Genomic DNA, 13,440 nt, shown 5'->3' with positions numbered 1-13,440 from the left:
ACTCGCGAGAGGATGGATATGAACCACTTCGCTCGACGTACTGCTGCCGGGAGCGCCGCGGTCCTGGCCGCGGCGGGTCTACTGCTCGCTGCCGGTTGCACCGACGAAAACAAGGACAAGGCCAAAGACGCCGTCGCTTCGGTGACCTCCGCCGTCGGCGCCCCAGGAGCGAGCGCCACCACCGAGCACGACATGGACGCGATGACCACCACCCCCGGTGCGGAAACCACCTCCGGTGCCGAGACCACCTCCGGCGCGGCCACCACCGGCGGGGCGGCAGGCGAATCGACCACCATCTCCACCCCGAACGGTGACATCACCATTTCCGGCGAGGTGTACAAGAAGTACGTGGCGGCCGGCGCCGCGGCCAGCCCGCTCGGCGCACCGGAAGAAGCTCAGGAATCCGGCCCCGACGGTGGCGAGTACCAGGACTTCACCGGCGGCACCATCTACTGGAGCAAGGATTCCGGCGCCCACATCGTGTGGGGCGAGATTCGCGAGGCGTGGGAGGAGAACGGCGGTGCCAACGGCACGCTGGGCTACCCGACCAGCGACGAGAAGGACATCACCGGTGGCAAGCAGAGCGACTTCACCGGCGGCACCATCACCTGGGTCAACGGTGAGACCACGGTGACGCCCAAGTAAGAGCGTTGCGCTCCGCCCCAGCGCGGGGGCCCGGTTCACCCCGTGGGTCCCCGCGCTTGCGCAGGAGGTACTAGGTTGTCGGGGTGCAGAAAACTTTGACCGACCGCGAGCTGCTGGATTCGCTCGCGGACGAGGTGGAAATCAACCTGCGTCGCCACATCGAGTTGGCCGACGGCTGGCAGCCGCACGAACAGGTGCCGTGGTCGGACGGGCGCAACTTCGCCTTCCTCGGCGGCACCGACTGGACCCCGGAACAGTCCGAGCTCAGCGACACCGCCCGGCTCGCGCTGACCGTGAGTGTCCTGGTCGCCGACAATCTGCCGTCCTACCACCGTGAGCTCGGTAAGCACCTGCGCACCGGTCCCTGGTGGCGCTGGGTCGGCCGGTGGACGGCGGAGGAGAACCGCCACGAGATCATGATCCGCAACTACCTCATGCTCACGCGTGCGGTGGACCCGGTCGCGCTCGAGCGGGTCCGCATGCAGCACATGACCGACGGTTTCAACCGGCCCCCGATGCACCTGATCGACGTGCTGGCCACCTGCGCGTTCGAAGAGGTCGCCGCCGCGATCCGGCATCGCAACACCGCCGCGCTCGGCGAGAACCCGATCGTCACCGGGATGGCCGAGAAGCTGGCCGCCGACGACGAACTGCAGGCCGAGTTCTTCGCCGTGCTCGTCGCCGCCGCCCTCGACCTGGTTCCCGACCAGGCTGTGCGCGCGATCGCCGATCGGGTCGCCGACTTCCGGGTGCCGCACGTGGATCTGCCCGGTGGCGGATCCAGCGATGAGGCGCTGGCCGAGGCGGGCATCTACGACCGTGCGAACGAGGACGAGCTGGTGTTCAAGCCGCTGCTGCGGCGCTGGAACATCTTCTCCCGCACCGATTTCAGCGAAGCGGGCGAAAAGGCTCGCGCGGAACTCGCGCACCTGGCCTGAGCTGCTCCGCGAACGGCCGTCACCTCCTGGGAGGTGGCGGCCGTTGGTATTTCAGCGGTCTACGTCGGCCATGGCCAGCACGTCGAGCTTGCGGTCGAGCTCTTCGAGCGAGAGCTTGTCGGGGACGAGCCCGCGATCGATCACGGTCTGGCGGATCGTCTTCTTCTCGCGCAGTGCCTGTTTGGCGACGGCGGCCGCTTCCTCGTAGCCGATGGCCGAGTTGAGCGGGGTGACGATCGACGGCGACGATTCGGCGAGGGTCCGCAGGTGCTCCTCGTTGGCGACCAGCCCGCTCACGCACTTGTCGGCGAACAACCGAGATACGTTGGCCAGCAGGCGAATCGACTCGAGCAGATTGCGGGCCATCACGGGGATGTAGACATTGAGCTCGAACGCCCCACTCGCCCCGCCGAACGCGATCGCGGCGTCGTTGCCGATCACCTGCACCGCCACCTGCGTAACCGCTTCGGGCAGAACTGGATTCACCTTGCCCGGCATGATCGAGCTACCCGGCTGCAAGTCCGGCAGCTGCAATTCGCCGAGCCCGGTCAGCGGGCCCGACCCCATCCAGCGGATATCGTTGGCGATCTTGGTCAGGCTGACCGCGATGGTGCGCAGCGCGCCGGAGGCCTCGACGAGCCCGTCGCGCGCGGCCTGGGCTTCGAAGTGATCATGGGCTTCGCGCAGCGCGTCGATTCCCGTGGTGCGCACCAGTTCCGCGACGACCTTCGTGCCGAAACCAGCGGGGGCGTTGAGTCCGGTGCCCACCGCGGTGCCGCCGATCGGCAACTCGCCAAGGCGCGGCAGGGTGGCCATCGCGCGCTCGATGCCCGCGGCGATCTGGCGGGTGTAGCCGCCGAATTCCTGGCCGAGCGTCACCGGTACCGCGTCCATCAGGTGGGTGCGTCCCGACTTCACCACGGTGCGCCACTGCTGCGACTTGTCCTGCAACGCCAGGCGCAGATGATCCAGTGCGGGAACCAGTTCGGTGATGACGGCCTCGGTGGCGGCCAGGTGCGTCGCGGTGGGGAAGGTGTCGTTGGACGACTGTGACATGTTCACGTCATCGTTGGGGTGGACGGTGACTCCGTCGCGTGCGGCGATCGAGGCGATCACCTCGTTGGCGTTCATATTGGAGCTGGTGCCGGAACCGGTCTGGAACACGTCGATCGGGAACTGGTCGTCGTGCTCGCCGTTCGCGATCTCGCCCGCCGCCGCGATGATCGCGTCGGCCTTGGCCGGATCGAGCAGGCCCAGATCCTTGTTCACCTGCGCGCAGGCGGCTTTCAGCAGACCGAGCGCCCGGATCTGCGCCCGCTCCAGCCCCCGCCCGCTGATCGGGAAGTTCTCCACGGCGCGCTGGGTCTGCGCCCGCCACAGGGCGTCGATCGGGACGCGAACCTCGCCCATGGTGTCGTGCTCGATGCGGTACTGCGCGTCGTCGTCAGCCATACCTCGACCCTAGGACGCGGACCGCCCGAATGGTGCCCCCACGCCAGCGCGAAATCCCACACCCGGACCAGGAATAGTGCCGGTGCAAGCGTCGGGCGAATCGGTGGGCGTGAAAATGCCCCCTCGCGCTGCCGAGGCAGCTCGAGGGGGCATCCGATGTCACATCACGGCAGCGGCGGGTTCGCGCTGTCGTCGCCGTCGAAGTCGACCGAGGAGTACTCGCGCAGCTTCGTCAGGCGGTGGTAGGCGTCGATCATGCGGACGGTGCCCGACTTGGAACGCATCACGATCGACTGGGTCGAGGCGCCGCCCGGGTAGTAGCGCACGCCGCGCAGCAGATCGCCGTCGGTGACGCCGGTGGCGCAGAAGAAGACGTTGTCACCGGAGACCAGGTCGGTGGTCGAGAGCACGCGGTCCAGATCGTGGCCCGCGTCGATCGCCTTCTGGCGCTCGTCGTCGTCCTTGGGGGCGAGCATGCCCTGCAGTTCGCCGCCGAGACAGCGCAGCGCGGCAGCGGCGATGATGCCCTCGGGGGTACCGCCGATGCCGACCAGGATGTCGACGCCGGACTCGGGACGCGCGGCGGCGATCGCGCCCGCGACGTCACCGTCGGAGATGAGGCGGATGCGGGCGCCCGCGTCGCGGGTCTGCTGGATGAGCTCCGCGTGGCGGGGGCGGTCCAGGATGCAGACGGTCAGATCGGAGACCGACAGTCGCTTGGCCTTGGCCACGCGGCGGATGTTCTCGCCGATCGGGGCGGTGATGTCGATCGAGCCCGCGGCGTCGGGGCCGACGGCGATCTTGTGCATGTAGAACACCGCGGACGGGTCGAACATGGCGCCGCGCTCGGCGACCGCGAGCACCGAGATGGCGCCGGGGGAGCCCTTCGACATCAGGGTGGTGCCGTCGACCGGGTCGACGGCGAAGTCGACCTCGGGGCCGGTGCCGTCGCCGACGAGCTCACCGTTGTAGAGCATCGGCGCTTCGTCTTTCTCGCCTTCGCCGATCACGACGATGCCCTTCATGGACACCGAGCTGACGAGTTGACGCATGGCGTCGACGGCCGCGCCGTCGCCACCTTCCTTGTCGCCACGGCCGACCCAACGGCCACTCGCCATCGCGCCTGCCTCGGTGACGCGGACCAGCTCGAGCGCGAGGTTGCGATCAGGTGCCTCGCGGCGGCTGGGGGCGGGCGAAGATGCCGTCATTGCGGAGTGCCTCCTTGGCGTTGGTGTTACGGGGGCATTGTCGCATTTCGAAACGGCACGCTCGTGCACGACCTCCTGCGATGCCCCCTGGGCGGCCTGGTCAGGGCTCGAGTGGATACTGGTAGCCGTGTCCCAGAAGAAGCACCGCATTTTCAACGACTACCGCGATCTGTTCTGGTCGTTGATCCCGTTGGTGCTGGCCGCGGTCGTGCTGGCGGGCGTGGCGAGCCAGTGCACGGTGGCGACGAACGGCCCGACGCAGGGGCAGATCCCCTTCTTCGATGCCGACGCCGCGCTGACATCCGACGCGAAGACGCTGTCGTTCCCGATCCGCAAGCCGGCGTTGCCGCAGGGCTGGACGTCGAACTCGGGCAGCCGCGACACCATCGCCACCGCCGGCGGCGGCGCGGTGAGCACGGTCGGCTACATCACCCCGCAGGGCACCTATATGCGGTACTCGCAGACCGACGCCACCGAGGAAGCCTTGTCACGGCAGGCGCTCGGCTCGCGCTATCCGACCGGGACGCAGGACGTGGCCGGGCAGACGTGGGTGGTCTACTCCGAACCGACCGAAGAAACCGGCTGGATCGCCGACCTCGGCGGCGTGCGGATCTTGATCACCGGCGCGGGCAATGAAGCCGCGTTCACCACGCTGGCGCAGGCCATCACCACCGCCCAGCCACTGGCCAAGTGAGCCGACCGCGCTTACGTGCTCAGTCGGTAGGACCAGCCGCTGTTGGGTAGCGCGGTCGACACCGCGATGGTGTCCTCGACCACGGCGTCGTCGGCTTTGCCCTGGGCTAGCAGGCCATAGGGGTCGAATTCGCGTTTGACGGCTGCCTCTCTCGGTCCCCATGGCTTCATGCCGCCCGCGCCGAGTACGGGGGTGTGGGAGTTCGCGATGAACAACCCCGCCTGCTGCAAACGCTCGGTGATCGCGGCCAATCGCTGCTGGCTCTCGAACTCGAAGACCGGTGAGCCCTGGCAGGACAGGCCGCCGTCGATCCGCTTCATTTCCACGTGCAGCGGGCCCAGCTCGGCGAAATCGCGGTGGACGGCGACCATCGACTCGTACAGATTCTCCTGCGGGAACAGTGCCATCAACCCGGTGAGCTTGTCGTTGTGGCGCTGGTAGCGCAGCATCGAATGGCCCCAGGTGAACTCGTACAGTGGCGCACCGTAGGCGCCCTTGCCCTCCAGGCAGCGGTAGCGGATCCGGCCGCCGTTGGCGTGCACCAGATCCTCCACATTCGGCACCGACTGGACCGCGGCCATCACAAGCACCATCGACTCGCCGTCGGGGATCAATCCGGCCAGCTCGGGAAAGTACCGCGGCAGTGGATGTGCGTGCGGTGACACGACTTTGGTGAGGATGCCGTCGCTACAGCAGATGTCGACCGAGAAGCGGGACGCCTGCTCGAAATCTGGGAACGCGATGACCAGTTCGTGCCACTCCCAGGCCGGAGCGACCGGCAGTTCGACCTCGGTGATGATGCCGTTGGCGCCGTAGGCATGGTGCACGGTGTTCACATCGCGCCCACGCAGCTCGATCAACCGCGGGCGTTCTTCCACCGTCATCACCTCCAGCGCGGTGATGTTGCCGGGGTCGCGCAGGATGCCCCATCGGCAGCTGCCGATTCCCGCGTGCCCGCCCGCGATGTAACCGCCGACAGTGGCTTGGTGCGCGGTCGATGGGTGCATCCGCAGCTCCCAGCCGGACGGGCGGATCGCGGCGTCGATATCGGCGACGACAGTCCCGGTGAGCGCGCGCACCGTGGTCGGCAGGCGCCTGCCTGGTTCACCGTGCCAGTTGATGACGCCGGCGATGGCGGTGACGTCGATGACCGCGCCACCGCGCAGCGGCACGCCTTGACCGAACTGTCCGGAACCCGCACCGCGCACCGTGATCGGGATGCGATGGCGGGCGCAAGCGGCCACCGCGGTGCGCAACTCGTCCTTGTCGCGGGGCGCGATGAAGATCTCGGCATTGCGCCCGCGCAACAGGTCTCGCAGGACCGGGCTCTGGGCGAACCGGTCGCGGCTCTTGGTACGGAGCTTGCGGGTATCGGTGGAATAGGCGATGGGACCCAGATCGACGCGCAGGCTCGTCAGGGAATCAGTGGGTGACATCGGCCGTACTCCGTCATGGTTCGAACTCCTCCGCGCGCTGCCCGGACGGGCGATCCATCGTCGGACCGACCGAGGACCAGCGTGCCCGGCCGGTGTTTCGCGGCGGTAAAAGTGGAATGTCGGACGCGAGCTCAGTCGGAGGTGTCCAGATCCGCGCGGGACAGTGCGTCCTCCACGCGACGGCGGGCGCCGGCGAGATGCTGTTCGCAGCGGGTGGCCAGGGCTTCGCCGCGTTCCCACAGCACCAGCGAGTCGTCGAGGTCGAGGCCGCCCTGTTCGAGCATCTTCACCACGTTGATGAGTTCGTCGCGGGCGCGTTCGTAGCCGAAGGTCGCGATCTCGGCCAGGGTGTCGGCAGCGGTGTTCTCGGAACCGGCGTCGGCCACGGTCACTTCCTCTTCTCGTCGGTGGTCTCTGGCGTCAGTCGCTTGGTGCCGAGTGCCGCGGCGGTGACGGCTCCGTCGGCGACCCTGATGCGCAGCTGGCTGCCCGCGGGGGAGTCATCGATCGAACGAACGACATGCCGTTCGGGACCGGCGACGCGCTGCACGACAGCGTAGCCACGAGCCAGCGTGGCGGCCGGACCCACCGCGGTGAGCTTCTCGCGCAGGTGCAGGGTGGTCGTCGACTCGCCGCGCAGTAGCTGTTCGACATTGCGTCGCGCGGCGGTGCGCAGTCGTTCCAGCTCGTCATGGCGGTGGGTCAGTTCGCGCAGCGGATCGGCGAGGACGGGGCGCGATCGCAACTGTGTGATGGTGTGCGCCTCGCGCTGGACCCAGCCGCGCAACGCGGCCGCCGAGCGTGCGCGCATCTCGCGAACCCCGGCGAGTTCGGCGGCGGCGTCGGGGACGATGCGTTTGGCGGCGTCGGTGGGGGTGGCCGCGCGCAGGTCGGCGACCAGGTCGAGCAGGGGGTTGTCGGGTTCGTGGCCGATGGCGCTGACGACCGGGGTGCGGGCGGCGGCGACCGCCCGGCACAGCGCCTCGTCGGAGAAAGCGAGCAGATCTTCGACGCTGCCACCGCCGCGTGCCAGCACGATCACCTCGACGTCGGGGTCGCGATCCAGTTCGGCCAGGGCTTCGAGCATCTGCGGGACCGCGGTCGGGCCCTGTACCGCGGTATTGCGGATGACGAAACGTACTGCGGGCCAACGGTTCTGGGCCACGGATACGACGTCACGTTCGGCCGCGCTCGCCCGCCCGGTGATCAGCCCGACCGTCGCGGGCAGGAACGGCAACGGCCGCTTGAGCCGGGCATCGAACAGCCCCTCGGCCGTCAATAGGGCTTTCAATCGTTCGATCCGCGCCAGCAGCTCACCGATGCCGACCGCGCGAATCTCGGTGACCCGCAACGAGACGGTGCCGCGGCCGGTGAAGAAGTGCAGTTTGCCGTAGACGACCACGCGGCTGCCCTCGGTCAACGGCACCGGCAGCCTGCGCAACAGCTCGGGATCGCAGGTCAGCGACAGCGACATGTCCACCGAGGCATCGCGCAACACCAGGAACGCGGTGCGGGTGCCTGGGCGCAGATTGATCTGGGTGACCTGCCCCTCCACCCAGATGCTGCCGAGCCGCTCGATCCACTGGGCGACCTTCACCGCGACCGAACGCACCGGATACGGCTGCTCCGCCGAATTCGCCGGAGCGCCGGTCTGCGCGACGCCGTCCTGAGTCATAGGTCAGTTCTACGCGATGCACTGCAACCGAAAGGCGACCGCATCCCTGGAGGGGATACGGCCGCCTGGACTTCTGCTTTACTGCGCCTGGACGGTGGCGATGCGGTTGGTGAGCATCGTGACGAAGGGAGCGCGGGCGCGGGTCTGCTGTTCGAAGGCCAGCAGCTGGGCCAGCTCCTCGACGGTCAGCATCCGCAGCCGGGCGCGCAGCTGGGCCAGCGTCATCGCGGGGTAGTCGTAGCGGATCGCGACCTCGGGGGCGACGACCTCCGCCGCGGCGGGCTCCTCGGCGGGCTCGATGACCTCTTGCTCGGTCTCGAGCAGCAGCAGTGACGCGGGCACGACCTTGCCGTTGGTCGGCGTGGCGTCGGCCTCCTCGAACAGATCGAAGCGGCTGGTGTGGCCGTTGGTGGCAGGCGCGGGCTCGATGTCCTCGTCGAAAGTGGCCCACTCGGGCTGCTCGGCCGGAGCCGAACCGAGCCGCTCGAACACACCGTCACCCTTGAGCGCGAGGCTGGTCACGAACTGCTGCACATGCATGGTGGTCTGCAGCACACGGCTGAGCGCGGTGATCGGGAAATTGACCGCGGCGACGGGCAGTCGCCGGGTCTCTTCTAAGGCATACACGGCGGCGCCGGCGGCCACCCTGGCCAGGAACGGAGGTCGAAACATGCCCCCAGCCTGCCGCAAACCGGGTGTGATGCAAAGGTCCACACCCCTGTTATGTGACTTTCGCCCCTTGATCCGACCTGATCGGGCCCGTCGCACGCACGTAAGCTGTGGAATATGACCTCGGCAATCCCCTTGAACGTCGGTATCACGCGCTCCGCGGGCGCGAACGCTGCCGGTGGCAAGCGCGTGCTGCTGGCCGAGCCGCGCGGCTACTGCGCAGGCGTCGACCGCGCCGTCGAGACCGTGGAGAAGGCGCTCGAGAAACACGGCGCCCCGATCTATGTGCGCAAGGAGATCGTGCACAACCGCCACGTGGTGGAAACGCTACGCGAGCAGGGCGTGATCTTCGTCGACGAGACCGACGAGGTGCCAGAAGGCGCGCTGGTCGTGTTCTCCGCGCACGGTGTCGCGCCGATCGTGCACGAGACCGCCGCCGAACGGAACCTGCGCACCATCGACGCCACCTGCCCGCTGGTCACCAAGGTGCACCAGGAAGCCAAGCGTTTCGCCCGCGACGACTTCGACATCCTGCTGATCGGCCACGAAGGCCACGAGGAAGTCGAAGGCACCGCCGGTGAGGCACCCCAGCACGTGCAGCTGGTGGACGGGCCCGACTCGGTGGACAAGGTGACCGTGCGCGACCCGTCGAAGGTGATCTGGCTGTCGCAGACCACGCTCTCGGTCGACGAGACCATGGAGACCGTCGAGCGGCTGCGCGAACGTTTCCCGACGCTGCAGGACCCGCCGAGCGACGACATCTGCTACGCCACCTCCAACCGCCAGACCGCGGTCAAGGCGATGGCGCCCGAATGCGATCTGGTGATCGTGGTCGGTTCGCGCAACTCGTCGAACTCGGTGCGATTGGTCGAAGTGGCGCTCGGCGCGGGTGCGAAGGCGTCCTATCTGGTCGACTACGCGCGCGAAGTCGACCTGGCCTGGCTCGAGGGTGTGCAGACCGTCGGCATCACTTCCGGCGCCTCGGTGCCGGAGATCCTGGTGACCGGGGTGCTCGACCTGCTGGCCGAGCACGGCTTCGGCGAGGTACAGCCGGTGACCACGGCCAACGAGACGCTGGTCTTCTCGTTGCCACGCGAACTACGGCCTTCCCGCTCCCCCGCCTCCCCGTGACTTCAAGCCAGATCTGGGGTGCGGGGAGATTCGCGTTGGCGGCCAGACAGTGCTGGTGGCTCAGCTAGCCCGTACCCGGTGAGTTACCCATGTTCGTGCGAGATCAGTGGGCGCACAAAGAAGAAGATCCCCGCCGTCTAGGCGGGGATCTTCGTTCGTTTCTTACCCGTTGTCCGGGCGGCGGCGTTCGGTTCGGGTGGAGTCGGCGCGGTCGCGGTAGCGCACGTTCGGTTGTGGGTGCGGGGGTGCTTCGCCGCGGCGGCGTGGGACGCGGGCAGGCTCGGCTTCGCGCGGCGCGGTGGCAGCGCGCGTGGGGCGGGCTTCACCGCCGCGGGCGGCACGGGGCTCGCGTTGTCTGGCAGCGGCGGGAGCGCGTTTCGGTTCGGTGGGCCTGGCGGGTCGGCGGGCCGGGCTCGCCATATCGACCTCGGTGTCGGGATCGGGGTCGTCCAGGACGGCGGTGGCGCGGCGGGGCCGCTTGCGCGCGGCGGTGGCGAGGTCGGGGGTCGGCTCGGGTCGGCGGCGCTTGACCGGGGTGCGTGCGGTCCGGCGGTCCGGCGTGGGGCGAGCGGTCTGGGGCGCGCGCTTGGCGATCGCGATCCGGGCTCCACCGATGGCCAGTACCAGCACGGTCGCCAGTGCCATCGTCGGGAAGCGCTCCACCAGCGGGATGACCAGGTTCATCAGAACGTCTTTGATCGAGGTGGTGGCACGCCCACCCAGCATCTGGCAGGCCACCGGCACTGCGACGAACAGCAGCAGCGGCGGCATCACCATGGTGGAGAAGAGACCGCGGAAGCGCACCGCGCACACGGCGAGCACGCAGCCGAGCACATACAGCGCCGAGAACGTGCCGGTCGGATAGGTTTCGCCGCCGAGTCCGTCGATCAGGAACCCGAGACCCGTCGCACCCGCGGCGAGCAGAATCGCGGCCCAGGCGGGGATGCCGGGTACCGAGGGCACGATCGAACGTTGCGGCGCGGGCACCCGGGGTCGCGCACGTTGGGAAGCAGCCACACTATGACACTAACTGCATATCGGCCCCGTAGGCGCTACGGCACGGGGATCTCAGACACGATCCTCGGCGTCGGCGAACGCGACGACGCGTGGTCGGGTCTCGGTCAGCCGGATTGCCGGGAGCTCCTGATCGCCGACGCCGAGATCGTGCATCCGGCGCGCGGTGACCATTACCCGCGACTCCACCGAGCCCACTGTCGCGTTGAAAGCCGCTACGGCCTTACCGAGATTCACGCCAAGATTGTCCAGATGCTCGGCGACCTTGCCCACCCGGGTGTAGAGCTCCTTACCCAGTTGCTGCACCGTTGCCATATCGCGCGAGAGCGCTTCTTGCCGCCAGCTGAACGCCACCGTGCGGAGCAGCGCGATCAAGGTAGTGGGGGTTGCCAGAATCACGTTCCGGCCGAACGCGTACTCCAAGAGATCAGCATCGGTGGTGAGCGCGGCGTCGAGGAACGGGTCGCCCGGTACGAACAGCACGACGAACTCCGGTGCCGGATCGAAGGCAGCCCAGTAGGCCTTGTCGGCCAGTTGGTCGACGTGGGCACGCAGGTGCTTGGCGTGGCGGGCCAGGAATTGGGTGCGTGCGCTGGGATCGTCGGTGGTCGCCGCGTCCAGATACGCCGAGAACGGCACCTTCGCGTCGACAACGATGTGCCTGCCACCGGCCAGCCGCACCACCATGTCGGGCCGAACCGAGCCTCGATCGTCGCCGCCGGGCCGGCTCACCTGGGTGTCGAAATCGCAGTGCCTGGTCATCCCGGCCAGTTCGACGACCCGTTCCAGCTGGATCTCGCCCCACCGTCCGCGCACCTGCGGCGCACGCAACGCGGCGACCAGCTGACCGGTCTGATCGGAGAGCCGATGCGAGGTGCGTTGCATGCCCGCGACCTGCTCGCGCAAGCCCGAATAGGCGTCGATCCGATGGTGCTCGACCTGTCGGATCTGCTGTTCCAGCGCGCCGACCGCGTCGCGGAGCGGATCGACCATCGCGCCGATCGCGGCCGAATGCCTGCGCGCCGCGTCCTCATTGGCCGAGTGCAGCGACTGCTGCAGCAACCGTTGATTGTCCCCGGACGCGGCGAGCCTGGCCTCCGCGGTGGCGGCGCGTTGCCCACCACGGGCGGAATGCCCCAACCAGCCGAGACCGAAGCCTGCGGCGAAAACGAAGACGAGCGCGACGAGCATCGAAGCGGTCATGAGAGGCGATACTGCCCGAGGCCACCGACAAGTTCGCAATTCCCCGGCAAACCGGGCATGGTCGCGGCGGGCCGGACATCGTGCGCCATGCTGGGCGCCACGCCGGTGAATTACACGCGTGTGGTGGGTCGATTGAATTCTGTCGGGGGTGTGCCCTACGGTTCGCGACATGCGGATCCTGCACACCTCCGACTGGCACATCGGGCGCACCTTTCACGGTGTCGACCTGCTGGCCGATCAGGCGCGGGTGCTGGCGGCCGTCGCGGAGCTGGTCGCGGCCGAATCGGTCGACGTGGTGGTGGTGCCCGGCGATATCTATGACCGCTCGATCCCCAATGCCGATGCCATCGGGGTCTGCAATCGTGGATTCGAGGCGATCCGGGCAGCGGGGGCGACGATCATCGCCACCTCGGGCAATCACGATTCGCCTGCCCGGCTCGGCGCGGGTGCCAGCTTCGCCGCCGCCGGTGGCTTGCACCTGTGCACGAGAGTCGCCGACGCGCACCGGCCGATCGTGCTCGCCGATGGTGACGGTGCGGTGGCGTTCTACGGCATCCCGTATCTGGAGCCGGAGATCACCCGCGCCGAACTGGGTGTGCCACAGGCGCATTCGCACGCGGAGATCCTCGATGCCGCGATGGCGCGGATTCGTGCCGATATCGCCGCCAGGTCCGGCCCGCGCACGGTGGTGCTCGCGCACGCGTTCGTGATCGGCGGGGAGGCGACGGGTTCGGAACGGTCCATCTCGGTGGGCGGTGTGGAGACGGTGTCGATGTCGGCCTTCGACGGCATCGACTATGTGGCGCTGGGGCACCTGCATTCACCGCAGACGCTGTCGGAGTCGGTGCGCTACAGCGGATCTCCGCTGCCGTATTCGTTCGGTGAGAGTTCCCATCGCAAGGCGGTGTGGATCGTCGACCTCGACGCCGGGGGGCTCGCCGCGGTGCATCGCCACGATCTGCCGCTGGTACGCGGGCTCAGCAGGCTCACCGGCACCATCGAATCCCTGCTCACCGACGCCGAATTCGCCGCGGCCGAAGAGCATTACGTGTCGGCCACGCTCACCGACACCACCCGCCCGGTGGACCCGATGCGTAAGCTGCGCGGGCGGTTCCCGCACGCGGTGCACGTGGAATGGGCGCGCCCGGAAGGTAATCCGGAGCTGCACTACCGCGAGCGGGTGCACGGTCGTCGCGACGCGGAGGTCGCGGCGAGCTTCCTGACCGACGTGCGTGGCACACCGAGCAAGGGGGAGATGGCATGGGTGGAGCGTGCGCTGGCGGCCGCGGTGAGCGAAAACGATTCGTGCCGTGCCGAATCCGGCCACGAGCCGGTCGCGTCGGAGCTGACTGCGTGAGCCTCGTGTTCGCGGCCG

13 protein-coding genes are annotated in these 13,440 nt (G+C 68.4%); 5 read left to right on the top strand and 8 right to left on the bottom strand.

The features are described from left to right. The first annotated feature begins 18 nt into the window (after positions 1 to 18). Both ACFWO8_RS01905 and ACFWO8_RS01900 read left to right on the top strand, forming a co-directional pair. Entirely contained in the window at positions 19 to 645 is a 627-nt protein-coding gene (locus tag ACFWO8_RS01905) for an LGFP repeat-containing protein (RefSeq protein ID WP_378940614.1), read from the top strand. Positions 646 to 728: 83 nt separating this feature from the next. Then, positions 729 to 1,583, top strand: coding sequence for an acyl-ACP desaturase (locus tag ACFWO8_RS01900; protein WP_378940613.1), 855 nt, complete (start codon positions 729 to 731; stop codon positions 1,581 to 1,583). Positions 1,584 to 1,634: 51 nt separating this feature from the next. Here the strand turns inward: ACFWO8_RS01900 and ACFWO8_RS01895 are convergent, their stop codons facing one another. Then, the gene (locus ACFWO8_RS01895) at positions 1,635 to 3,035 is read right to left on the bottom strand and encodes a class II fumarate hydratase (protein ID WP_378940612.1); all 1,401 of its coding nucleotides are present in this window, start codon (positions 3,033 to 3,035) and stop codon (positions 1,635 to 1,637) included. 164 nt (positions 3,036 to 3,199) lie between these two features. Beyond that, a complete protein-coding gene (glpX, locus tag ACFWO8_RS01890; protein WP_378940611.1) occupies positions 3,200 to 4,243 on the bottom strand; it encodes a class II fructose-bisphosphatase in 1,044 nt (347 codons plus the stop codon). Positions 4,244 to 4,370: 127 nt separating this feature from the next. On the opposite strand from glpX, the gene ACFWO8_RS01885 reads away from it, so the two are divergent. Then, positions 4,371 to 4,937 (top strand): DUF4245 domain-containing protein, encoded by a 567-nt coding sequence (locus ACFWO8_RS01885; RefSeq protein ID WP_378940610.1) that lies wholly within the window; start codon positions 4,371 to 4,373, stop codon positions 4,935 to 4,937. A gap of 11 nt (positions 4,938 to 4,948) precedes the next feature. Here the strand turns inward: ACFWO8_RS01885 and ACFWO8_RS01880 are convergent, their stop codons facing one another. The 4 genes from ACFWO8_RS01880 to ACFWO8_RS01865 all read right to left on the bottom strand — a co-directional run bounded on the left by ACFWO8_RS01880 (position 4,949) and on the right by ACFWO8_RS01865 (position 8,720). Beyond that, on the bottom strand, positions 4,949 to 6,373 hold the full coding sequence (locus tag ACFWO8_RS01880; protein ID WP_378940609.1) for an FAD-binding oxidoreductase: 1,425 nt from the start codon (positions 6,371 to 6,373) through the stop codon (positions 4,949 to 4,951). A 131-nt stretch (positions 6,374 to 6,504) separates the two neighbouring features. After that, positions 6,505 to 6,765, bottom strand: coding sequence for an exodeoxyribonuclease VII small subunit (locus tag ACFWO8_RS01875; protein WP_378940608.1), 261 nt, complete (start codon positions 6,763 to 6,765; stop codon positions 6,505 to 6,507). Then, a complete protein-coding gene (gene xseA, locus ACFWO8_RS01870) occupies positions 6,762 to 8,048 on the bottom strand; it encodes an exodeoxyribonuclease VII large subunit (protein WP_378940607.1) in 1,287 nt (428 codons plus the stop codon). The genes ACFWO8_RS01875 and xseA overlap by 4 nt, the downstream gene beginning before the upstream one ends. A 78-nt stretch (positions 8,049 to 8,126) precedes the next feature. Beyond that, positions 8,127 to 8,720, bottom strand: coding sequence for a lipid droplet-associated protein (locus ACFWO8_RS01865; protein WP_378940606.1), 594 nt, complete (start codon positions 8,718 to 8,720; stop codon positions 8,127 to 8,129). 114 nt (positions 8,721 to 8,834) lie between these two features. Between ACFWO8_RS01865 and ACFWO8_RS01860 the strand changes: the two genes are divergently transcribed. Next, positions 8,835 to 9,848: a 4-hydroxy-3-methylbut-2-enyl diphosphate reductase gene (locus ACFWO8_RS01860; RefSeq protein WP_378940605.1), complete on the top strand. Its 1,014-nt coding sequence runs from the start codon at positions 8,835 to 8,837 to the stop codon at positions 9,846 to 9,848. A 162-nt stretch (positions 9,849 to 10,010) separates the two neighbouring features. Here the strand turns inward: ACFWO8_RS01860 and ACFWO8_RS01855 are convergent, their stop codons facing one another. Both ACFWO8_RS01855 and ACFWO8_RS01850 read right to left on the bottom strand, forming a co-directional pair. Next, positions 10,011 to 10,865: a DUF6542 domain-containing protein gene (locus ACFWO8_RS01855; RefSeq protein ID WP_378940604.1), complete on the bottom strand. Its 855-nt coding sequence runs from the start codon at positions 10,863 to 10,865 to the stop codon at positions 10,011 to 10,013. 51 nt (positions 10,866 to 10,916) lie between these two features. Next, positions 10,917 to 12,065, bottom strand: coding sequence for a DNA recombination protein RmuC (locus tag ACFWO8_RS01850; protein ID WP_378940603.1), 1,149 nt, complete (start codon positions 12,063 to 12,065; stop codon positions 10,917 to 10,919). A 169-nt stretch (positions 12,066 to 12,234) separates the two neighbouring features. Here ACFWO8_RS01850 and ACFWO8_RS01845 point away from each other — a divergent pair, with 169 nt between their 5' ends. Beyond that, complete coding sequence (locus tag ACFWO8_RS01845) at positions 12,235 to 13,422, top strand: exonuclease SbcCD subunit D (RefSeq protein ID WP_378940602.1); 1,188 nt, start codon at positions 12,235 to 12,237, stop codon at positions 13,420 to 13,422. Positions 13,423 to 13,440 lie beyond the last annotated feature (18 nt).

It is taken from the genome of Nocardia sp. NPDC058480 (assembly GCF_042720495.1).
Taxonomy (GTDB): domain Bacteria; phylum Actinomycetota; class Actinomycetes; order Mycobacteriales; family Mycobacteriaceae; genus Nocardia.
Note: the sequence above shows the minus strand (reverse complement) of the source record. Positions and strands in the feature narration are given on the sequence as shown.

Bases quoted from the DNA above. Each gene is read 5' to 3' on its own strand.
- ACFWO8_RS01845 (WP_378940602.1), top strand. From the start codon at position 12,235: ATGCGGATCCTGCACACCTCCGACTGGCACATCGGGCGCACCTTTCAC.
- xseA (WP_378940607.1), bottom strand. From the start codon at position 8,048: ATGACTCAGGACGGCGTCGCGCAGACCGGCGCTCCGGCGAATTCGGCG.
- ACFWO8_RS01860 (WP_378940605.1), top strand. From the start codon at position 8,835: ATGACCTCGGCAATCCCCTTGAACGTCGGTATCACGCGCTCCGCGGGC.
- glpX (WP_378940611.1), bottom strand. From the start codon at position 4,243: ATGACGGCATCTTCGCCCGCCCCCAGCCGCCGCGAGGCACCTGATCGC.
- ACFWO8_RS01850 (WP_378940603.1), bottom strand. From the start codon at position 12,065: ATGACCGCTTCGATGCTCGTCGCGCTCGTCTTCGTTTTCGCCGCAGGC.
- ACFWO8_RS01865 (WP_378940606.1), bottom strand. From the start codon at position 8,720: ATGTTTCGACCTCCGTTCCTGGCCAGGGTGGCCGCCGGCGCCGCCGTG.
- ACFWO8_RS01905 (WP_378940614.1), top strand. From the start codon at position 19: ATGAACCACTTCGCTCGACGTACTGCTGCCGGGAGCGCCGCGGTCCTG.
- ACFWO8_RS01880 (WP_378940609.1), bottom strand. From the start codon at position 6,373: ATGTCACCCACTGATTCCCTGACGAGCCTGCGCGTCGATCTGGGTCCC.
- ACFWO8_RS01895 (WP_378940612.1), bottom strand. From the start codon at position 3,035: ATGGCTGACGACGACGCGCAGTACCGCATCGAGCACGACACCATGGGC.